The organism is Parafannyhessea umbonata, from assembly GCF_900105025.1.
Taxonomy (GTDB): domain Bacteria; phylum Actinomycetota; class Coriobacteriia; order Coriobacteriales; family Atopobiaceae; genus Parafannyhessea; species Parafannyhessea umbonata.
Genome location: NZ_LT629759.1, coordinates 1,065,335 through 1,087,327 on the forward strand (window position 1 = coordinate 1,065,335; position 21,993 = coordinate 1,087,327).

General features: G+C 64.3%; 17 protein-coding genes. 5 read left to right on the forward strand and 12 right to left on the reverse strand.

Annotated features, from left to right (window positions below; genetic code table 11):
• The first annotated feature begins 35 nt into the window (after positions 1-35).
• Both BLT96_RS04935 and BLT96_RS04940 read left to right on the forward strand, forming a co-directional pair.
• Complete coding sequence (locus BLT96_RS04935) at positions 36-995, forward strand: P1 family peptidase (protein WP_090864201.1); 960 nt, start codon at positions 36-38, stop codon at positions 993-995.
• A 172-nt stretch (positions 996-1,167) separates the two neighbouring features.
• Positions 1,168-2,280 (forward strand): glycosyltransferase family 8 protein, encoded by a 1,113-nt coding sequence (locus BLT96_RS04940; protein ID WP_090862187.1) that lies wholly within the window; start codon positions 1,168-1,170, stop codon positions 2,278-2,280.
• A 193-nt stretch (positions 2,281-2,473) separates the two neighbouring features.
• On the opposite strand, the gene BLT96_RS04945 is transcribed toward BLT96_RS04940, so the two are convergent.
• On the reverse strand, positions 2,474-3,505 hold the full coding sequence (locus tag BLT96_RS04945; protein WP_090862189.1) for a glycosyltransferase family 2 protein: 1,032 nt from the start codon (positions 3,503-3,505) through the stop codon (positions 2,474-2,476).
• 64 nt (positions 3,506-3,569) lie between these two features.
• Positions 3,570-4,769, reverse strand: coding sequence for a UDP-galactopyranose mutase (gene glf / locus BLT96_RS04950; RefSeq protein WP_090862191.1), 1,200 nt, complete (start codon positions 4,767-4,769; stop codon positions 3,570-3,572).
• A 203-nt stretch (positions 4,770-4,972) separates the two neighbouring features.
• Here glf and pta point away from each other — a divergent pair, with 203 nt between their 5' ends.
• A complete protein-coding gene (pta, locus tag BLT96_RS04955; RefSeq protein WP_090862193.1) occupies positions 4,973-5,950 on the forward strand; it encodes a phosphate acetyltransferase in 978 nt (325 codons plus the stop codon).
• A gap of 169 nt (positions 5,951-6,119) precedes the next feature.
• Here the strand turns inward: pta and BLT96_RS04960 are convergent, their stop codons facing one another.
• From BLT96_RS04960 to pckA, 3 genes are all read right to left on the reverse strand, one after another.
• Positions 6,120-7,943, reverse strand: coding sequence for a [FeFe] hydrogenase, group A (locus BLT96_RS04960; RefSeq protein WP_245719328.1), 1,824 nt, complete (start codon positions 7,941-7,943; stop codon positions 6,120-6,122).
• Positions 7,937-9,742: an NAD(P)-binding protein gene (locus BLT96_RS04965; protein ID WP_245719329.1), complete on the reverse strand. Its 1,806-nt coding sequence runs from the start codon at positions 9,740-9,742 to the stop codon at positions 7,937-7,939. Before BLT96_RS04965 ends, BLT96_RS04960 begins: the two co-directional genes overlap by 7 nt.
• 199 nt (positions 9,743-9,941) lie before the next feature.
• Entirely contained in the window at positions 9,942-11,543 is a 1,602-nt protein-coding gene (pckA, locus tag BLT96_RS04970; protein ID WP_090862197.1) for a phosphoenolpyruvate carboxykinase (ATP), read from the reverse strand.
• Between the two features lie 157 nt (positions 11,544-11,700).
• Between pckA and BLT96_RS04975 the strand changes: the two genes are divergently transcribed.
• Entirely contained in the window at positions 11,701-12,582 is an 882-nt protein-coding gene (locus BLT96_RS04975) for an aldose 1-epimerase family protein (RefSeq protein ID WP_090862199.1), read from the forward strand.
• A gap of 130 nt (positions 12,583-12,712) precedes the next feature.
• On the opposite strand, the gene BLT96_RS04980 is transcribed toward BLT96_RS04975, so the two are convergent.
• From BLT96_RS04980 to BLT96_RS04990, 3 genes are all read right to left on the reverse strand, one after another.
• Entirely contained in the window at positions 12,713-14,344 is a 1,632-nt protein-coding gene (locus BLT96_RS04980) for an ABC transporter ATP-binding protein (RefSeq protein ID WP_336433198.1), read from the reverse strand.
• A 718-nt stretch (positions 14,345-15,062) separates the two neighbouring features.
• A complete protein-coding gene (locus tag BLT96_RS04985) occupies positions 15,063-16,241 on the reverse strand; it encodes an acetate/propionate family kinase (RefSeq protein ID WP_090862201.1) in 1,179 nt (392 codons plus the stop codon).
• A 148-nt stretch (positions 16,242-16,389) separates the two neighbouring features.
• Positions 16,390-16,737 (reverse strand): histidine triad nucleotide-binding protein, encoded by a 348-nt coding sequence (locus BLT96_RS04990; RefSeq protein ID WP_090846189.1) that lies wholly within the window; start codon positions 16,735-16,737, stop codon positions 16,390-16,392.
• A gap of 169 nt (positions 16,738-16,906) precedes the next feature.
• Between BLT96_RS04990 and BLT96_RS04995 the strand changes: the two genes are divergently transcribed.
• Positions 16,907-17,992 carry an IS110 family RNA-guided transposase gene (locus BLT96_RS04995; protein ID WP_090861223.1) on the forward strand — a complete coding sequence of 362 codons (1,086 nt, stop codon included), beginning with the start codon at positions 16,907-16,909 and terminating at the stop codon, positions 17,990-17,992.
• A 304-nt stretch (positions 17,993-18,296) separates the two neighbouring features.
• On the opposite strand, the gene xseB is transcribed toward BLT96_RS04995, so the two are convergent.
• The 4 genes from xseB to rnd all read right to left on the reverse strand — a co-directional run bounded on the left by xseB (position 18,297) and on the right by rnd (position 21,909).
• Positions 18,297-18,566 (reverse strand): exodeoxyribonuclease VII small subunit, encoded by a 270-nt coding sequence (gene xseB / locus BLT96_RS05000; RefSeq protein WP_090846187.1) that lies wholly within the window; start codon positions 18,564-18,566, stop codon positions 18,297-18,299.
• A 26-nt stretch (positions 18,567-18,592) separates the two neighbouring features.
• Positions 18,593-20,020 carry an exodeoxyribonuclease VII large subunit gene (xseA, locus tag BLT96_RS05005; protein ID WP_245719330.1) on the reverse strand — a complete coding sequence of 476 codons (1,428 nt, stop codon included), beginning with the start codon at positions 20,018-20,020 and terminating at the stop codon, positions 18,593-18,595.
• A gap of 2 nt (positions 20,021-20,022) precedes the next feature.
• Positions 20,023-20,709, reverse strand: a complete 687-nt coding sequence (locus BLT96_RS05010) for a zinc metallopeptidase (RefSeq protein ID WP_090862204.1) — start codon at positions 20,707-20,709, stop codon at positions 20,023-20,025.
• A 69-nt stretch (positions 20,710-20,778) separates the two neighbouring features.
• Positions 20,779-21,909: a ribonuclease D gene (rnd, locus tag BLT96_RS05015; protein ID WP_090862206.1), complete on the reverse strand. Its 1,131-nt coding sequence runs from the start codon at positions 21,907-21,909 to the stop codon at positions 20,779-20,781.
• Positions 21,910-21,993 lie beyond the last annotated feature (84 nt).

Here is a 21,993-nt window from a genome sequence, read left to right on the forward strand (position 1 = left end):
GCGGTATGGGGCCGGATAGCGCGGGGTGCGAGCCCATGGCGGGCTTCGCGCAGATCGACGGCGTGTACGCCGCGAGCGTCACGAACGAGGAGGCTGGCACGGGCTGCACCGTCATTGTGTGCCCAAAGGGCGCCACGGGCGCCGTGGACGTGCGCGGAGGGGCTCCCGCCTCGCGCGAGACGGACCTGCTGAGGCCAGAGGAGACCGTGGACGTGCTGCATGCCGTCGTGCTGTCCGGTGGCAGCGCGTTTGGACTTTCCGCTTCCTGCGGCGTCGCAGAGGAGCTCGAGCGCCGTGGCATCGGCGTGGACGTAGGCGTTGGCAAGGTGCCCATCGTGTCCTCCGCGTGCCTGTTCGACCTTGCGTGCGGCGCCTCGGACGTGCGGCCCACGGTCGCGGACGGCACACGTGCCGCGGCGCTGGCGCTGGACGGACCGCGCGAGGGCCTTGCGTGCGGCAACCACGGCGCCGGCACGGGATGCACCGTCGGCAAGTTCCTGGGGCCCGAGCGCGCCATGAAGGCCGGCCTGGGCGAGCACGTGGAGCGTGCGGGCATGCTTGTGTGCGGTGCCGTCGCGGCCGTGAACGCGCTGGGCAACGTCGTCGACCCCGCCAGCGGCGCGCCCGTGGCAGGCGCGCTTGCCGAGGACGGCCATAGCATCGCAGGCGATGCGGACGCGATCGCCGCCGTTGCGCAAGCGGCTCCGTGGCTGAGGTCCAACACGACCATCAGCTGCGTGGTGACGAACGCCCGTCTGACGAAGGCGCAGGCCACGAAGGTGGCCCAGATGTCCGCGGACGCGTATGCCCACGCCATCAGGCCCACGCACACCACGAACGACGGCGACACCGTGTTCGTGATGGCGACAGGCGATGTAGAGGCGCCGGTGGACGCGGTGGGCATGCTTGCCGTGAAGGCCCTCGAGGGCGCCATCGTACGCGGCGCGCGCGAGGCACGCTCCGCGTACGGCTTCACCGCGGCCTGCGACCTCTGACGCAGCAAAGGGGCCCGCTCTTCTCGCCCACGGCGCGTAACGTGTTACCTATCGGCAATCTTTGGCGCGAGCGAGGAGCGCGTTTTGCGCTCTGATACACTCACTTTGTCTCATCAGCAACCTGTCACGCCTGCGCCGGCGTCCATGCCAGCGCTGACACCTATGGGGTTTTATGCCTACCAGCTCATCGTCTGAAACCGGCATGCTCACCAGGCTCTCGTGCACCGTCGAGGAGATGGGCCTCGCCCTCGACGACGTGGTCATCCTGCTTGCGTGCAACGAGTACTTCGTTCCGTATACCGCGGTGGCCATCCAGTCCATCGTCGAGCACATGTCGCCGGAGCGCCACTACGACATCGTGGTGCTCACGCGGGACCTGACGCAGCGCACCATCGACTCTCTTGTGGGGCACCTTCCCTACCCCAACATGTCGCTTGGCTTCCTGAACCCGGAGGTCGCGCTCAAGGGAACGAAGCTCCCCCACCACGGCCACTTCAGGCCCGAGACGTTCTTCCGCCTGCTGGCGCCGTGGCTTCTGCCCAACGTGAAGAAGGCCGTGTACCTGGACAGCGACCTCGTGGCGCTCACGGACGTGGCGAAGCTGTTTGACACCGACGTCGAGGGGTGCCTTCTGGGCGCCACGCGAGACGCGGACACCGTGGGCATGATGCTGGGCTACGACGGAACCGTCGGGCCATACCTCGAAAGCGAGATCAAGCTCACGGACCCCATGCAGTACTTCCAGGCCGGCGTGCTCGTGATGAACCTCGAGGCGTTCCGCTACGCCTTCACGGTCGCAGACATGCTGAGCCTCTCCACGGTGCGCGTGTGGCGCTGGCTGGACCAGGACATCCTGAACATGCTGGCCGATGGCAACTACGTCCGCGTGGACATGCGTTGGAACACCCTGATGGACTGGAAGGGCATAAGGCGCGAGAAGATCATCGCCCAGGCCCCGGAGGAGCTCCGCCAGCAGTACGAGGCCGCTCGGCAGGACCCCGCCATCGTGCACTACGCCGGCCCGGACGACCGCCCGTGGGACTACCCCGACTGCGACATGGGCGCCTACTTCTGGGACTACGCCAAGAGGAGCGCGTTTGCAGACGTTCTGGAGGAGCGTCTGCAGCAGTCCCAGACCACCGTCGCGGGCAAGCTTGACCGCGCGAAGGTGAGCGTTATCTTCAAGGGAATCATGCCGTTGGTGGACAAGACGTTCCCTCCCGGCACGAAGCGCCGCACGAAGCTCATCAAGGGTTACGTCGCGATTGGCGGCGACCTGGGGTAGCGTGCGCGGGGCACCGCGCTCGACGCATCGCGTGCCAAGTCATGCGTCACGTCGCACTTCTAGAAGTGCGACAGAGTGCCGCAAGCAATCTACCTGCAAAAACGTCAAAACGAGACCCATCGCACTTCTAGAAGTGCGATGGGTCTTACGCAATGGACCCTCGTGTGAGCCGATCTTGCACCCGGAATTTCGCCTAGTTGAACTTCACGAGTTTCTGGGCGGCCTTGTACAGACCGATGGTGGTCTTCTCGCCCACCTTGGTGGGAAGGTTCGTGAACGTGCCGACGACGCCGTGCTTTGCGTGGCGGTACATGCGCGGGTCGTACGCCTTGAGCTCAGCCCAGAGCTTGTCGAGCTCGTCCATGGCGTCGGGCCGATCCGAGAGGCGCGAGAACACGGAGCAGATCGCCATGATGATGGTGAAGTAGCTCAGCATGTAGCTGCGGAGCTTCGCGCTCCTGATGTCGTCGTAGAGGTGGTACGACTTCATCATGATGCGCGCGACGCGCCAGTAGTGGTCGATGCGCGAGGTGAGGACCTTCTCGTTCACGGACTGGTCCTCGCGGCCGATGAAGTAGCGGTAGAGGTCGACCGGAAGGTAGTACAGGGTCTTGCAGCGCGGGAACGGCACGTATGCGTAGATGTTGTCCACGTAGAACGTGTGGGGCGGCATGGGCAGCCCGCCGTCGCGCAGGACGTCCGTGCGGTAGCACAGCGAGTGCATGAGCAGATACTTGCTTAAGGTGAAGTGACCGATATCGTCCCAGGTGAAGATCTTGTTCTTCGGGAGAGCCTCGTAGCTGACGAAGTTCTGCTTGCCGTCCTCCACGTGCTCGTACACGTAGTTGGAGATGACGAGGTCCACCCTCGTGCCCAGCTCCTCGAAGCGCCTGAGCTGCTTCAGAAGGGCCTTCAGGGCGTCTGCGTCCACCCAGTCGTCCGAGTCGACCACCTTGTAGTAGGTGCCGTCCGCGTTCTCGAGCCCCTTCATGACGGCAATGCCGTGGCCGCCGTTCTCCTGGTGCACGGCCTTCACGATGCCTGGGTACCTGCGCTCCCAGTCCTGCGCCTTCGCAAGGGTGTCGTCCTTGGTGGAGCCATCGTCCACGACGATGATTTGGACGTCCTCCGCATAGTCGCTGCCCTCGAGGATGGAAGAGATGCAGTGGTCCATGTACGCGGACGAGTTGTAGCACGGTATGCCGAAGCTCAGAATCTTGTTCATATGGTTCCTACATGCCAAAAGCCGGTCGACGCACAAGCGACGGCCGGCACCCTATCGTTTGTTCCTAGTGATTCGAGATGAGATCGTCGGACAGCTCGAGCGCGGACGCCGTGACGCCGTCCATGTCGTAGTAGCGGTACTCCGCGAGCCTTCCGACGACGTGGAAGTTCAGGATGTCCTCCACGCGCGCCTTGTAACGCTTGTACAGCTCGATGTTCTGCGGCTCGTTGATGACGTAGTACGGGGTCTCGCCAACGCCAGGCAGGTACGTCCTGGAGTACTCGCGCAGGATCGTGGTCTTGCCGGGAACGACCTGGCCGGTCATGTTCTTGAACTCCGTGATGCGGGTGAAGTTCTCGGACACGGTGTAGTTGACGGTGCCGACCGGCTGGAACTGGTCCTCGTCCAGGGTCTCGAACACCATGTCGACCGTGCGGTACGGAAGCGCGCCGAGGTCGAAGCCAAACAGCTCGTCGAGGGCGCCCGTGTAGATTACCTCGCCGCCATACGGCTGGCCGCACACGTTGACGTGGCCGTCGCCCAGGGAGAGCAGGTCTCGGGCGTCCACGTCCAGGAAGACGGAGATGAGGTCGTGGTCGAGCATGTGCTCGAAGAGGTCCGTGTACGAGACCGCCGGCATGCCCTGGTGCGGCGCCTTCGGGAAGTAGCGGTCGTCGTCGCCCACGAAAACGGGGACGCGGCCCATGACGGACGGGTCGATCTGGTCGGGCGTCTTGCCCCACTGCTTCATGGTGTAGTGCAGAAAGACGTTCTCGTACACGTAGTCCGCGACCTCCGCGAGCTCGGGGTCGTTCTTCTCCCTGAGTTCCATGATGGGGACCTTCTTGTCCTCGCCGAAGGCCGCCACGAGCTTCTGGTACAGGCGCTCGCCCTTCTCGTCGCCAAACGCGAGCTTCAGGGACTGATGGTTGAACGGCACGGGCATCAGCGTGCCATGGATGTTCGCCAGCACCTTGTGGTTGTAGTCCGTCCACTCCGTGAAGCGCGAAAGGTACTCGTGCACGCGCTCGCTATGGGTGTGATAGATATGCGGACCGTACTTGTGAATCAGCACCCCGGCGTCGTCAAGGCAGTCGTAGGCATTGCCGGCGATGTGGTCCCTGCGCTCGATGATGGCAACCTTGTCGCCGCAGGCCTCCGCAAGGCGACGTGCGCAGACAGCGCCGGCGAATCCCGCGCCCACGACGATGACGTCGTAGTTCAGGGGGTTGAAGCCCTCGGGAAGACCTTTGGTGATACCCATGTCGATTGTTTCCCTTCATATACCGGTCCCGCCGTCCGCGGCGGCAACCATTGCTCTGGCCCGCACGCGGCGGGCGTTCACGGAGCCGATTCTATCACGAGGGCATATAATACAGGACTGCCGGGGAAAATACCCAGCCGACGTGCACAATCGTCGTTCAAGAACGTGGCTTTTGCCACGTGCGGCAAGGCAAAGGAGCTTTAATGAGCGATTTTCTGGAAAGAATGAAGAAGGCTGCCAAGTCCAGCAAGAAGACGATCGTCCTGCCCGAGGGCGAGGACCCCAGGACCATCGAGGCCGCCAAGAAGATCGTCGCCGAGGGCCTGGCGGACCTCGTAATCCTAGGCGACCCCAACAAGATCGACGTGCCGGGCGTCAAGGTCATCGACCCGCGCAACGCCGAGAAGCACGACGAGTACGCCGCCGCGTTCGCAGAGCTCCGCAAGAAGAAGGGCGTCACGCTGCCCGAGGCGATGGAGCAGATGAACGACGCCACCTACTTCGGCACCATGATGGTGAAGATGGGCGACGCCGACGGCCTGGTCTCCGGCGCCTGCCACTCCACCGCCAACACGCTGCGCCCGGCGCTGCAGATCCTGAAGACCGCCCCCGGCACGAAGCTCGTGTCCGCGTTCTTCATCATGTGCACCGACAAGGCGGAGTACGGCGATGACGGCACCCTGCTGTTCGCGGACTGCGGCCTGAACATCGACCCCACCGCGGACGAGCTGTCCGAAATCGCGATCGCGTCCGCGGGCTCTTGGGAGAAGTACATGGGCACCCAGCCGAGGGTGGCCATGCTGTCCTTCTCCACCATGGGCTCCGCCAAGGGCGAGGTGCCGACGAAGGTCCAGGAGGCGACCGAGCTCGCCCATGAGAAGGCACCCGAGCTCGCCGTCGACGGCGACCTGCAGCTCGACGCGGCGCTCGTGCCGTCCGTCGCCGCGCTGAAGGCCCCGGGATCTGCCGTCGCGGGCAATGCGAACGTCCTGGTCTTCCCGGACCTCGAGGCCGGCAACATTGGCTACAAGCTGGTCCAGCGCTTCGCCGGCGCCCAGGCGTACGGCCCGATTCTGCAGGGCATCGCGAAGCCGGTGAACGACCTTTCCCGCGGCTGCTCCGCAGACGACATCGTGGGCGTCGTGGCCATCACCGCGGTCCAGGCCCAGATGGCAGAGTAGCCAGCCGCCAAAGCGACCCGCGCACGCCATGCGTACGCAACGGGGGCGCCGCCGCAGACCACATGCTGCGACGGCGCCCCTCTTCTTGTGGATGGTCTCGCCTGCGGGCGCGGTGCCGACGTCTGCCTATGCCACGTCCGCGCGGCGAGCCGTTGCCTGCTCCCGCGCGCTACTCCCCTGCCGCGGGAGCCTCCTCCGCCTGGCGGATCCACTCCGCAGGCATCATCCAGCCGTGCTGGTCCGTGTGCAGGAGCTTCTCGGCACGCTCGCTCAAAGGCTCGCCAAAGTACTCCTTGTAGCACCTCACGATGTCCGGGTTCTCGTAGGAGTTGCGGTACTTCGCCACGCGGTCCAGGCCGTACAGCACCTTGCCGCGGGCCCCCGCAAGCTCCTCGCCGTCGTGAATCGGCTGCCCGCCGCCGCCCACGCATCCACCGGGACATGCCATGACCTCGACGAAGTCGTAGCTCACCTCGCCGCTGACGATGGCGTCGCACAGGTCCTTCGCGTTCTGCAGGCCGGACGCCACCGCGACGCGGACCTTGGTGCCGTCCATGTCAAACGTGGCCTCCTTCCAGCCCCTCAGACCCCTGACCTCGTCAAACATGTCGTCCTTCGGCACCTTGCCCGTCACGATGTGGTACGCGGTCCTCAGGGCCGCCTCCATGACGCCGCCGGTCGCGCCAAAGATGATGGCGGCGCCCGTGCCGTAGCCAAGCGGCTCGTCAAACGGCTCGGGCTCGAGGTTCGCCACGTCCACGTGGTCGGCGCGCAGCATGCGCGAAACCTCGCGCACTGTCAGCACGCAGTCCACGTCCGGCTCGCCGCAGGCGTCGTTCATGTTGGGATACGCGCACTCCGCCTTCTTCGCGACGCATGGCATGATGGAGAGCGAGAAGATCTTGTGCGGGTCGATTCCCAGCATCTCGGCGTAGTAGCTCTTCACCACGGCGCCAAACATCTGCTGTGGGCTCTTGCTCGTCGAGACGTCGTCCACCAGCTCCGGGTAGTGCGCCTTCACGAAGCGCACCCAGCCCGGGCAGCACGACGTGAACATGGGGAAGCCAGAGCCGCCGTTCGCGTTTCTGCGCATGTGCTCCAGGAGCTCGGTCCCCTCCTCCATGATGGTGAGGTCCGCCGAGAAGTCCGTGTTCACGATGTAGTCAAATCCCATCGGGCGCAGCGCCGCCACCATGTGCTGGATGGTTGCCTTCTCGTCCGAAAGCCCCCAGTGCTCGGCCCAGCTCGTCCTGACAGAGGGCGCTATCTGCACGATCGTGGTGACGTCCGGGTCGGCGAGGGCGTCGTACACGCGCATGACGTCGTCGCGCTCGCGCAGGGCGCCCGTCGGGCAGTGTGTGATGCACTGGCCGCACAGCGTGCAGTCCACGTCGTGGATGTTCGCGCCGCCCGCCACGTCCACCAGGGTGTGGGTCGCGCGGTTCGTGATGCCCCAGACGTGGGACGCCTGCACCTTGTCGCAGATCTGGATGCAGCGCATGCAGCGTATGCACTTGTCGTTGTTGCGGATGAGCGGGAAGTCGTGCGGCCACGGGCTGTTCGCGAGGATGGTCTTGTATGGGAAGTCGATGATTCCCAGGTCGTTCGAGACCTCTGCAAGCTTGCAGTTGCCACCCCTCGCGCACGTGGTGCACGTGGTGTCGTGCTGCGCCAGCAGCAGCATCACGTTCTCGCGACGGGCGAGGCGCACCTTCGGGCTGTTCGTCTTGATGCGCATTCCGTCCAGCACGTAGTTGTTGCACGAGGCCACGAGCTGGTCCACGCCCTCGACCTCGACCACGCACACGCGGCACGAGCCTATCTCGTTTATGCCCTTCAGGTAGCAGAGCGTCGGGACGTTCTGCCCCGCCTTGCGGCATGCGTCCAGGATGGTCGCGTTGCCGGGAACCTGCACCTGCCTGCCGTCGACCGTGACGGTCACGATTCTCTCCGCGTCCTTCGCGGAGACCTTGGTCTTAAGCTGCTCTACCATTCCACGATCCTCCCGCCACGGAACGCACCGTATCCAAAGTGGTCGCAACGCAGGCACCTGGAGCACTCCTGCATAACCTCCTCGGTCGTGAGGCCGTTCTCGATCTCGTCAAAGTCGCCCTTGCGTTCCTCCGCCTCGCGGAAGGTGGTCTCGCAGCGACCGCACTCCATCTTGCCCTGGAACTGCACCTGCGGGATGTCCACGTCGAGCTCGATCTTGTGCTCGAAGCCCAGGTAGCTGTCAATGTTGCCCGCGGCGACCTTGCCGGCGTTGATTGCACGGATCACGGTGGCGGGGCCGGTCTGACAGTCGCCACCCGAGAACACGCCGTCGAGCCCAGGCACCTCGGCCGCGGCGTCGGTCACGATTCGTCCCCACTTCGTCTGGACGCCGCGCTCCTCGAACGGCTTCGAGTCGATCGCCTGGCCAATGGCCACCATCACGCGCTCGCAGGGGATGGTCACCTCCGGCTTGTCCGCGGGACGTGGAGAAGGACGGCCCCTCTTCACCTCACCGATGATCTGGGGCTGCACCACGAGGCCGTTCACCTTGCCGTCCTCGCCGACGGAGATGCGAAGCGGGGCATTCAGCTCCAGCAGCTCGCAGCCCTCCGCCTGGGCGCCGGCGATCTCCTCGTCCTGCGCGGTCATGTCGGCCACGCGACGGCGATAGATGATGGAGACCTTCTCCGCGCCGCAGCGCACGCTCGTGCGCGCGACGTCCATCGCGACGTTGCCGCCGCCCACGACGCAGACGCGCTGGCCGGTGTAGTCCGGCATCTCGCCGTCGCCCACGGCCCTCAGCATCTGCACGGCAGACTCGACGCCATCGGCGTCCTCGCCCTCGAGCCCCAGCTTCTTGTCGGCGTGGGCGCCGATTGCCAGGTACACGGCGTCGTACTTCTCGCGCAGTGCCGCGACGTCCGTCACGGGCGAGTCGAGCTCTACGTCGATGCCGCGGTCCAAGATCCACTGGATCTCGCCCTCCAGGCGCTCGCGCGGGAGCCTGTACGCCGGGATGCCGTAGCGCAGCATGCCACCAAGATGGTGTCGCTGCTCCAGGATCGTGACGTGATGCCCCATGAGCGTGAGGTAGTAGGCACAGCTCAGGCCGGCCGGGCCACCTCCCACGACCGCGATGCTCTTCCCGGTGGGCTCCGCCATGCTGGGAGCGTAGTCCCCCTCCATGTGCTCGCATGCATAGCGTTTGATGGCACGGATGTTCATCGGGTCGTCCACCATGCCGCGACGACAGTTCATCTCGCACGGGTGCTCGCACACGAGGCCGCAGACCAGCGGCAGCGGGTTGTCCTTGCGAATGAGCCTCACGGCGTCGGTGTTCCTGCCGGCGCGCACGAGCGCTATGTAGCCCGGGATGTCGACGCCTGCCGGGCAGCCAGACACGCACGGCACGAGCTGGGACTGAGTAAATCCACAGGCACGCTGTGTGACGTGTTGAACGAAGTCATCGTGGAAGCCGCGGATGGCCTTCAACGCCATTGCGCCCGCCTCGTAGCCGATGGCGCAGTCGGCGGAAAGGTAGATGCTCCTCGCAAGCCGCTCGATGTCGTCGAGCGTCTGCATGGTGGCCTTGCCGGTGAGCACGTCCGACAGCATGTGCCTAAGCATCCTTAGACCCACGCGGCACGGCGTGCACTTGCCGCAGCTCTGCGTCGAGCACATGTCGACAAAGGCCATCGTGAACTCCACCGGGCATGGCGCCAGCGAGCTCACCGCGAGGCGACGACCAACCGCGTCGTGCAGCTCGTCCATGATCTGCTGCGCCTCGCTGCGTTCCATTACGTGCATTCTTGCCATAGTTCCCCCAATCGTGGCAAGTCATCGGGAGCCTCGTCAGCTCCCCAAAAAACAGGGGGACGCCGGACAGCGCCCCCCTCAATAACCTATATGACTAGCGATTGATGGTCATTTTTCCATCGGTAGAATGTCATAAATCGACGGTGAACAACCAGCCAGCTACATATCCTCGGCAAAACCACTACTTCGACAGCGGATGCGGACCTGCCGCACGCACCTCCTCCGTCATGGAGGTCAGGCGCTTCTGGGCGTTCTCCTCGAACATGCGCGCGAGCTTCTCCGCGGTCTTCTCGTACGCGTCGGCGTCCGCCCACGTAGCCTGCGGGTTCAGGAGCTCGGCGGGAACGCCGGGGCACTCCGTCGGCACGTCCACGTTAAAGCGGTCGTCGTGCACGAACTCGCACTCGTCGATGATGCCGGACTGCGCAGCCTCGACCATGCGGCGCGTGTACTTCAGCTTCACGCGGCTGCCCACGCCGTAGGGACCGCCGCTCCAGCCGGTGTTCACCAGGTAGACGCGGGTGCCGCCCGTGCTGATGCGCTTGCCGAGCATCTTTGCGTACACCATGGGGTCAAGCGGCATGAACGGCTCGCCAAACAGCGAGGAGAACGTGGGCGTCGGCTCCTTGATGCCGCGCTCCGTGCCGGCGACCTTCGAGGTGAAGCCGGTCATGAAGTGGTACATGGCCGAGTTCTCGTCCAGCTTCGAGATCGGGGGCAGCACGCCGAACGCGTCGCACGTGAGGAAGATCACGACGTCCGGGGTGCGCTTCGCGACGCCCTTGACCACGGCGTTGTCGATAAACTCCACGGGATACGCGACGCGGCCGTTCTCCGTGAGCGAGGTGTCGAAGTAGTCGGGCTTGCGCGTCTTCGCGTCGATCACGACGTTCTCGCAGATGGAGCCGAACTTGATCGCGTTAAAGATCTGAGGCTCGGTCTCGGGCGTGATGTTGATGGTCTTCGCGTAGCAGCCGCCCTCGATGTTGAAGACGGAGTCGTCCGCCCAGCCGTGCTCGTCGTCGCCAATGAGGAGCCTGTCCTCCGCGGCGGAAAGCGTGGTCTTGCCCGTGCCGGAAAGGCCAAAGAACACCGTGGTGCCGTGGCTGCGGGGGTTCATGTTGCACGAGCAGTGCATGCTCAGGACGTTGTTCTCGACCGGGAGCAGGTAGTTCATCATCGAGAAGATCGACTTCTTGATCTCGCCGGAGTACTGTGTGCCAACGACCAGGATCTCGTGGCGCTCGAAGTTGAGGAGCACCGCGGCCTCGGAGTTCGTGCCGTACTCCTTCGGGTCGAGCTTCAGCATGGGTGCGGCCATCACGACGAAGTCCGCGTCGCCAAAGTTCTCACGCTCCTCCTTCGTCGGGCGCACGAGCATCTGTCTCATGAAGAGCGCCTGGCTCGCAAGCTCGCACAGTCCCAGCACCTTGCGGGCGTAGCGGCGGTCGGCGCCCGCAAGCGCGTGGACCATGAAGATCCTGCGCTCCGAGAGGTAGCCGATGACCTCTGCCCTGATCTTCTCGTATCCCTCGACCGTGAAAGGCGCGTTCACGCTGCCCCACGCGATCTTGTCGTGGACGTCGGGCGTGTCGACGATGAAGCGGTCGTGCGGGGAGCGGCCCGTGTACGCGCCGGTTATGACGCGCAGGCTTCCCGTCTCAGTGAGGGTTCCCTCTCCGCGCTCGAGCGCCTTCTCGACGAGCGCCGCCGTGGAGCCGTCGATGACCGTCCTGTCATCGGTGTGGTTGATGCCGTACTTTGCAAGCTCCTCAATTACCATTGGACCTCCAAAAGACGAACATGGACTCTTCACATATGACATTTTGAACCTATCACCACCAAGTTAGGAGAGAGTTTACAATCAAGTCATCCGCAAGATTCTGCGGCCGAGAGGATCTGCCATCCGCGCCTTGGGCCGCATGCCAGAAGGAGGAGTCATGTCGTTGCACTCGTGCGAGGCCGGCGGCCTCGCGTTCACGGTCGATTCCAAGGGAGCGCAGCTCATGAGCCTGCGCAAGGACGGGCGCGAGTACCTGTGGCAGGGCGACGCCACGTGGTGGCCGCGCAGGGCACCCGTGCTCTTCCCCATCGTCGGCAACATCCGCGACGACCATGCATACTCCCAAAAGGGCGAGGTGCGCCTGGGACGCCACGGCCTCGCGCGCAACTGCGAGTTCGACGTGCTGGACTGCGCGGACGGCGCGCTGTCATTCCGCCTTCGCTCCTCCGCCGCGACGCGCGAGTCCTTCCCGTACGACTTCCAGCTCGACATGACCTATGCCGCCGCAGACGGGCGCCTCACCCAGACGTTTATGGTCACGAACGCCGGCGACGCCGATCTGCCGTTCGTGCTCGGCGGCCACCCCGCGTTCAACGTCCCCGTCGCGGCCGACGAGGGCGAGTCCTTCTCCGACTACCGCCTCGAGTTTTCGCAGCCGTGGACGTACGCGAGCCCACGCATCGACACATCGACCGGTCTGCTTAGCTTCCAAGACCGCTTCCAGCTCCTGGAAGACGCCGACACCCTCGCGCTGACGCACCGCCTGTTCGACGTGGACACGCTCGTGTTCGAGGACGTGCCCGGCCGGTCCGTGCGGCTCGTCGGCCCCGCCGGCCACGGCATGCAGGTCGACTTCGACGGCTTCGACTACCTGGGCGTCTGGTCCGCCGCAAACGACGCGCCGTTCGTGGCGCTCGAGCCCTGGACCGGCTGCGCCACCGCGACCGACGAGGACGACGAGTTCGAGCACAAGCGCGGCATGGCAACGCTTTCGCCGGGCGAGAAGCGCGCGTGGTCGTTCTCGCTCATGCCCCTGTAGGCTACGGCGGCAACGTCATTGAGTGTGCTGGACAACCCTTTTCCAACCAAGGCTACGAATGGTCCCCGCCGACGACGCAACCGAGCCGTCGGTAGGGACCTGTTTCATACCGCTTCACGCGAAATGGCGCCTATAGCCTTATCACCTTGTCGCAGACATCCAGCAACTCGTCGTCATGGGTGACGACGATGGTAATCCTGTTGGCCTTGTCCCGTTTGAGCACGCTCGCAAGCGCAGCCCTGCTTTCGGCGTCGAGGGCAGAACTCGGCTCGTCCAGAAGAAGCACCTCCGGACTCTTGAGCATGGCTCGCACGATGGAAACCTTCTGCTGTTCTCCACCCGAAAGAGCGGGATGCGTGTCGTCCAGGGCAAGCTGCATTCCATCGGGGTTTCGAAGGACCTTCTGAAGGCCCACGTCTTCCGCAAGCGAAATCACGCGCGCCTCCTCTACGTCAGTGCCGCACAGCAGGGTGAGATTCTCCCACAGGGTGCCGGAGACAATCGTGGGATGCTGGTCTACAAAGCCAATGGTGCTCTTACGCAGCTCGTACTGATCAAGATCCCCCAGTTGCTCGCCTCCGATAACGACCTCTCCATCCACCGTACCGCGAAGCTCCCCTGCCATCGTGCGCAGCAGCGTTGTCTTACCTGATCCGTTTGTGCCCGTGATGCCATAGACGAGGCCCCTTGCGAAGTGCGCGTTAACGCCTTGCAGCGTGTAGGCGTCCTCTCCAGGCCAGCGTTGGCTCACTTCACTCAGCTCGATGGTCGGCACGGACCGTACAGTTCCTGTCCCCACAGGCTCCTCGTCGAGCTTCTCGAGCTCATTCATACGCTCATAGTGGACCTTGGCGCCCTGCAGGTCTTTGCCGAAGGCGCCAAACAGCGCCTGCACGGACGCGGCGATGGAACCGAAGTACCCGACTGCGGTTGCCACGTACCCAGGTTCCATCCGTCCGTTCGCGACCTCAAGAGCAGCGACAAGAACCACCGCGCTCGTGGACAGTCCTACGACGAGCTCATATGCCAGGGAAGCCCTCGCGCCTACCCTATTCGACTCGTACATGGTCTCCCTGACATCGAGAAATGCGTCATCGAGCCGTGATAGGCTGTTCCTAAACAGCGAGTTCCTACGAATGAACTCCGCAAGTAGCAGCTGTCTCAGCGCAACAGACGAATAGTTCGACATTTTTTGAACAAATTTGCTACTGGCATCGTGGAGGGACATCTTGAACGCCGCGACAACGATGGTGGATGCGACAGCTAAAACAAGCGAGGCAAAAAACAGCGTCTGGCTTATCGAGCAGAGCACGGCAAGCATTATCAGCAGAAGGCACCCGTGTTCGAGGATTCCAGTCACGGCACTCATGAACCACATTGCGAGTCCATTGGAATCGTCGTCCAAGCGACGCCTCCAATAGCCTGGGTCGAAGTCCATATAAAACGTTACCGGTAAATGTTGAATATGACTGGTGGCGCCCCTCTCGATCTGATAGGAGGAATCCGCCTCGATATAGGTATAAAGCAGAGACGAGAGGTAATAGCAGACTGCCTGCACGCAATAGACCACTGCCAACAAAATGCAAAGTCCTATAAAGACGGTGGAGTCGCAGGACCTCCCGACAAGAAGGTTAATCACCACTCCAGTGAGATATGGCAGAAGAACCGAGCAGGTCATAGCAATCAGGCATAGCAGAGAGTAGCCCATGAGCCTGCGTTTGACTTTTATGCTGTGCCAACAGTATGTGATGAGTTCAAGCATCGTCACTACGCTACCTTTTGATATATGCGACTTAATTTCAGCTTACTTTGATATAAACTTCAGCTCCCTACAAGTCTTACGCCCCTCTATTTGACATCGTTCGAGTGAAATTGAATTGCTTGCACATCGCAAACAGAATTTTCTACGATGATTAAGCAACTTCTTTATTGAGTGAATGACCTGTCAGTGCATCTGTTTACATAGTCCACGAATTACAGACAACCCAATACCCATCAAATCGCCGTTAGCGTCCCAAAAAGTCTTTCCCTCGTTGCTCGAATTGCCTGGCGCAAAACCGCATCTCTCACTGAACAGAACACCTGCTTCCTGACATGAGATAGATGTATAAGATGAGATTTGGAAGACTGTCCACCACAACAATGTATCTGTGGTAATTGCAACTGATGGAGATCTTCATCAGATTACTTGCGACAAACCGAGTACACCATTTTTTTCAGCTACCAGTGGGAATCAATAGCAATGTCAGACGTGAGAAGCGCTCAGCTTCAACTCCGATGGACGGCATCTGCTTCCGTTCTGTCTGCCACGCCTCATCCCGAGTAGTACCTACATACGTTCGACACGTCTAGAGGCGAGGTAGCGAAAGCTCCGCCGGCGGGGAATCAACCCTACCAGCAGAGCTTGTGCGCGACGCTTCTTCAAGGTCCCGTTTCTTGCGCTCTTCTCGCCCAGCGGCCCTTTGGCCGATGGCTGAACGCTAGCCGAGCAGTGCCTCGACGTCGAGGGCGATCATGAGCTCCTCGTTCGTCGGGACGACGAGCACCTTCACCTTGGAGTCTTCGGTGCTGATGACGCGCGGATCGTCGGAGCGGACCTCGTTGGCCTTCTCGTCGATCTTGACGCCAAGCCACTCGAGCTCCTTCGCGACGCCCAGGCGCATCTCGGCGGAGTTCTCGCCGATGCCGGCCGTGAACACCATGGTGTCGAAGCCGTGCATCGACTGCGCCATCTCGGCGATGAGCTGGCTCGTGCGATAGTAGAACATGTCGAGGGCCATCTGGCAGTTGGCGTCACCGTTGTGCGCACCAGCCTCGATGTCACGAGAGTCGGAGGAGACGCCGGAGACGGCGAGCAGGCCGGACTGCTTGTTCATCATGGTGTCGACCTCGTCCACGGAGTAGCCGCCGACGCGCTGCAGGTAGCAGACGGTGGCGGGGTCGATGGTGCCGCAGCGGGTGCCCATGATGAGGCCGTCGAGCGGCGTGAGGCCCATGGTGGTGTCCATGTCGTGGCCGTCCTCGATGGCGGAGAGGGACGCGCCGGAGCCGAGGTGGCAGGAGACGAGCTTGTGGACGTCGCCGTTCAAAAACTCGCTCGTGGTCTTCCAGATGTAGCGGTGAGAGGTGCCGTGCGCGCCGTACTTGCGGATGTGCAGCTTGTCGACCACGTCACGCGGCAGAGCGTAGCGCCATGCCTTCTCGGGCATGTTGTAGTGGAACGACGTGTCGGCGACGATCACGTTGCCGATGGAGGGGAACATGTCGCGGCAGATCTCGATGACGTCGGCCTCGGCGTAGTTGTGCAGCGGTGCCAGCGGCGCGACCTCGCGGACCCAGCCCAGGGTCTCGTCGGTAACGACCTTGGACTCGGGGAAGTACCAGCCACCCTGAACGACGCGGTGGCCGATACCCTCGATCTTGTCGGTGTCGAAGCCGGCCTCGGCGAGGATGTCGAAGACGTGCTTGATTGCGGTCTTGTGGTCCGGAAGGGCAACCTCGAGCTTCTGCTTGCCGCCGTCGTTCTCCTCGTGACCGATGAAGGAGCCGTCGATGCCGATGCGCTCGCAGTTGCCCTTTGCATAGACCTTCTTGGTCGTGGTGTCGAGCAGCTGGTACTTCAGCGAAGAGCTGCCGGCGTTGATCACGAGTACGTTCATGTGTCTCCTCTCGCGCGGTGCATGACCGCATAGCTTCGATAAGCCCAAATGACTAAAGAACCTTGGCCATATTAAACCCGCGACACCCCTTTCGCCACAGGAAAAAGGTGTCGCGGGCCATAGCTCCACCATATCCGTGGAGATTCAGCTAGATTATCCTCTCGCCGAGGGGCTTTCCGCCCAGCACGTGCATGTGCAGGTGCATGACCGTCTGGCCCGCCGCCTCGCCGGTGTTCGCGATGACGCGGAAGCCGGTCTTGTCGATGCCGGTCCTCTTCGCGACCTCCTTGATCGCGTTTGCCATCGCGGCGAGGACCTCGCCGGGGACGTCGTCCACGATGTTGTCGTAGTGGTCCTTCGGCACCACGAGCACGTGCACCGGCGCCTGGGGGTTCATGTCCTTGAACGCGCACACGAGGTCGTCCTCGTACACGTAATCCGACTCGATGTCGTGGTTCGCGATCTTGCAGAATATGCAGTCTTCCTTCTTGGCCATGTCGCCATCCTCCCTAGCCTTGCGGCGTCCCTTCGCCAGGTTGCCGTACTAGACGATATGTAGAGTGATCGGGACCTCACTCTGTAAAGCAGTGGCCATCGAGTGGCAGCGTGGGTTAGGCTCGGTCTTGAAGGAGTCCGGCTTACCACATTCACAGGAGGTCCCGACCATGTTGTACTCTACCAGCATCGGCCTTGACGTGCACGCCCGTTCCATCAGCGCCGCGGCGTTCGTCTTCGAGACGGGCGAGGTCGTGCAGCGCACGTTCGGCTACGACCCCGACGCGGTCGCCGCCTGGGCGGCCTCGCTGCCGCAGCCCGCGGGCTGCCTCTACGAGAGCGGCCCCACGGGCTTCGACCTGCAGAGGAGGCTCGTCGCCCTCGGGCTGCCCTGCCACGTGGGCGCCGTCTCGAAGATGGTGCGGCCCTCGGGCGACCGCGTCAAGACCGACAGGAGGGACGCCCTTTTCCTCTCGAGGCTGCTGGCCGTGGGAGAGTTCGTCGAGTGCGCCCCTCCCACGCCGGCCATGGAGGCGGCGCGCGACCTGTCCCGCGCCCGCGAGGACGCGCGCGAGGCGCTGATGAGGGCGCGCCACCAGCTGTCGAAGTTCCTGCTCAGGAAGGGCCACGTGTGGCCGAAGGGCAGGTCCACGTGGACCAGGGCGCACCGCGAGTGGCTGCGCTCCATCGAGCTCGACGACCCGTGCGAGCGGCTCGTGCTCGAGGAGTACGTCGCGCAGGTCAGGGAGTGCGAGGAGCGCCGCGACCGCCTCGACTCGGCCATCGCCGAGAGGTCCGGCGCCGACGACCTCGCCGGCGTCACCTCCAGGCTCCGCGCCCTGCGCGGCGTCTCGACCGTCACCGCCTTCGGGATCGCCGTCGAGATCGGCGACTTCTCCCGCTTCGCCAGCCCCAGGGCGCTCATGTCCTACGTCGGCCTCGTGCCGTCGGAGTCGTCGTCGGGCGAGACGACCTCGAGGGGCGGGATCACCAAGACCGGCAACTCGCACGTCAGGCGGCTCCTCGTCGAGGCCGCCTGGCACCACGCCAGGCCCCTGTCGCCGGCCTCCGAGACCGACGTGGCCTCGTCGGCGGGGCTCCCGGCGGAGGCGGCGGGGATTGCGGCGCGGGCCAACCGCAGGCTGCACCGCAGGTACCTCGACCTAAGGGCGAAGGGGAAGGGCGCCAACGTCACCAACGTCGCCGTCGCCCGCGAGCTCGTCGGGTTCTGCTGGGCGCTCGCCCTCTGCGGGTGAGCCGCCGAGCCGCGAAACCACCCTCCCGCACGCGCGGCGCGGCCGAGGCGCGTGGGGCACCCCGCGATTCGACTATGCGCAGCGAGGCCGGGCCTCGCCACGCGCGACCCTAGACCAGCGGAGCTCCCCAGCCGAAGCGTCGGAATGCGTTAGCCAACACGCGGATATCAGACTTGCAGTCGTGCGTCGAACCAGACACGCCCTGGGCGCCGTCGCGCGGGAGGTGGCCATAGAAAAAGGTGGGCCGGTCCCCGAGAAGTCGGAGGCTGGCCCACCTTTGCCACTTGACAAGTCTATCTACATATCAGTCGTCCAGAAACGCCGTCGCCGGCGCCGCGGTGCTGTCAGCCTTCATGTCCGTGTCGGACGCGTCCATCAGCACCTGGACCTTCTGCTCTGCGTTCGCGAGGCGCTCGCGCAGGCTCTTCAGGAGCTCGACGCCCCTCGTGTAGCGCGCGAGCGACTCCTCGAGCTCCAGGTCGCCCGCCTCGAGCGACCTCACGATCTGCTCCAGCTCGATGGAGGCCTCCTTGAAGCTCATCTCGTCAATGTTCCTGAACTCGGTATCTGCCATGTCTCCTCCAAGTTGCATGCGTAACGTCAGCGTTCCTGCACAGATTCGCCCGCGGCGTCGACGGCGCTCACCGTCGCCTCGAACGAGCCCTTGCCCAGAAGCACGCTCACCGTGTCGCCGGGGGCGAGCCTCGAGGCGTCGCTCACGACGTGGCCGGACGGCCCGCGTGCGATCGCGTACCCCCTGCCGAGCACCCTCAGTGGCGAGAGCGCGTCCAGCTGTCCTGCCATGCGCGCGAGCCCGCCCTCGTACGGTGCGAGCAGCCTCGTTCCCAGCACGCCGAGCGCGCGCCCGCTCTGGGACACGCCCTTCTCGGCACGCGCAAGCGCGCCCGGAATGGCTGCGCGAAGCGACCGCGCGTCGCCCTCGACACTATCCGCAAGACGGGACATCAGCCTCGGCATGGACGCCACGAGGCGCTCCTCCGTCATGTTGAGCTGAGCGGACCTGTCCTCGATGGTCGCGTACGGGTCCGTCAGGCACTTCCGCGACGCCATGGACTCCACGTACAGGCGGCGCTTATCGAGGTACGCCCGCATCGCCGCGCGAGAAGAGCCGTCCAGCTGGTCGACGGCCGCCACGTCCGTCCTGACGATGCCCTGCATGGTGCGCACGAGCCGCGTCCTGCGGTCCTCGATCATGCCAATTATCTCCTCGAGCGCAGGTGCCACGGACTCGGCCGCGGCCGTGGGCGTGGAGCAGCGCCTGTCGGACACCATGTCGCAGATGGACGTGTCCGGCTCGTGGCCGATGCCCGTGACGACGGGCACGGGGCTGGCCGCGACCGCGCGCGCGAGCGCCTCGTCGTTGAAGGTCATGAGGTCCTCGAAGGACCCGCCGCCCCTCACGAGCAGGATAGCGTCGGGCCGCGCCTCCGCGGCAACGCGAAGCGCGCGGATGATCGTCGCCGGAGCGCCGGGCCCCTGCACGGAGCAGCCGACCTCCTGGATCTGTACGAGCGGGTTTCGACGTGCGAGCGTTCGCTTCACGTCGTCGATCACGCTTCCCGAGAGCGACGTGACGACGCACACGCGCGGGCAGAAGCGCGGGATGGGCCTCTTGCGCTCCTGTGCCATGAGGCCCTCGGCCTCGAGCTTTCGCGCGAGCTCCGCCACCTTCTGCCTGAGAGCCCCCTCTCCCGCGAGGCTCACCGTGCGCGCGACGAACGAGAGCCTGCCCGAGCCCTTGTACACGTTGAACTTGCCGCCCATGACGACCTTCAGGCCGTCCCTGAGCGCAAAGCCGCACTTCTGGTACGTGCCGCGCCACACGATGGCATCCATGGCGGACTGGTCGTCCTTCAGCTGGAAGTAGCAGTGCCCCGAACGCGCGTTGGGACCGCGGAAGCCACTGACCTCGCCCATGACGACAAGCGACGGTATGGCGTCCACGTGTGCGCCCGCGACGGTGACCGCCTCGTGCACCGAGAGCGGTCCCTCCTGTGCCGTACCCACGGCTAGTTCCTGTCGCTCGTGCGTCCGAGCAGGTACAGCAGTTGGAGCACGGAGATGAGGGCAGCGGCGACGTACGTGAGGGCCGCGGCCGTCAGCACCTGGCGCGCGCCGCGCTCGTCGATTCCACCGCCCGCCGTGGAGAGGTAGCGCACGGCGCGACGCGACGCGTCGATCTCGACCGGGAGGGTCACGAGCTGGAACAGCACGGAGAACGCGAAGAACGCGACCGCAAGCTGCGTGAGGCCGGCGATGCCCAGGGCCATGCCGATGACGAGGACGATGGCCCACGTGCGCGACGTGAAGTTCACGACGGGCACGAGCGCCGTGCGGAAGCGGCCGAACGCATAGCCCTTCGCGGTCTGGACCGCGTGGCCGGCCTCGTGGCATGCGACGGCGACGGACGCGACGGAGCCGCCCTCGTAGTTCTCGCTCGAGAGGTGCAGGTTGTTGTCGCGCGGGTCATAGTAGTCCGTCAGGTGGCCGCCGACGGTGCCGATGCCCACGGACGAGGCGCCGGACGAGTCAAGCATCTGGCGCGCCACCTGGGCGCCGGTCTTGCCCATGGACGCCGGCACGCGCGACCACTTCTTGTACTGGGAGTTGATGTAGGACTGCGTGATGCCGCCCAGGACGATGGAGAGGATGATGATCCCAAGGTAGGCGTAGTCCATGCCGTAGCCGTAGTACATGTGATTCTCCGATCTAGTAGACGTATGGAGTCCTTGTACCCAACGCGGTGGACACAAATTCCCCCGGGGCTACAGCAGCTCCACCCTGCCGTCCTTCACGGTGAGGCCGACGCTGCCAGAGAGCAGCCCCTCGAGCTCCCTTCCGGCAAGCTCGTAGCGCCACGACTTCATGAGCCGCGAGCCCTTCCTGCCGCTCGCGACGTCGAGGAGGTCGTCCCTCGTCGCGATCACCTGCGTGGCGACGCCGCTCTTATCGGATATCAGGCGGAGCATCGCGTACATGAGGTCCACGACGCTCTCCGTCTCTGCCGACGGGCGGTCGCGACGCTTCGTCTGCGGGTAGTCGTCCGGCGGGCACGCCACGCCGCGGCTCACGGCGTCGACCATGCCCTGCGCGTCCCGTGCGCTCAGCTGCTCCGTGCCGCGAATGCGGCGCAGCCTGTCCACGGAGCGCGGAACGCGCTTGCACGACTCGATGATGACCTCGTCTGACACGACCCACTTGCGCGGGATGTTGCGGTCCGCCGCGACGACGTCGCGCCACGCGCTCACCTCGCGCGCTACGGCAAGCTGCTTGCGCGTGAGCGAGCCGGAGCGCTTCAGGTGCAGGTACGCGAGCTCCGGAGGGCGCGAGAAGTGCTCGCGGCTCGTGACCTCGGCCATCTCGGGGGCGATCCACGATATCCTGCCGCGGCGCGTGAGCTCCTCCGTCATCTGCCGGTAGATGCCGGGCAGGTAGCGCACGTCGTCCTCCGCGTACTGCAGCTGCTCGGGGTCGAGGGGCCGCCGCGACCAGTCCGTGAGCGACTCCGCCTTCGGGAGCCTCACGCCGCAGCACGCCTCCACGAGGGCGCCGTAGCCAATCTGCTGGCGATATCCCAGAAACGCGGCCGCGACCTGCGTGTCGAACACGGGGGTGGGGATGCAGCCCATCTCCTCGAGGATGACCTCGAGATCCTGGGTGCAGGCGTGGAACACCTTCGTGATCTTCTCGTCCTCGAACAGTGCCCGCAGGCTCGAGAGGTTGCGGATGAGGATGGGGTCGACGGCGGCGGACTCCTCCTCCGTCGCCACCTGGATGAGGCACAGCTTGGGATAGAAGGTCTTCTCGCGCAGGAACTCCGTGTCGACGGCAAGCACCCGCGACGATGCGGCCCGCTCGCAGAACGCGGCAAGCTCCTTTGAGTCAGATATATACACAAAAGCTCGTTTCGTTGATTGTGTAGGCAGTCGCCCTGTGCCGACGGGCGTTACGCTATCCTTTGGGGATATGGCTCGCGACGT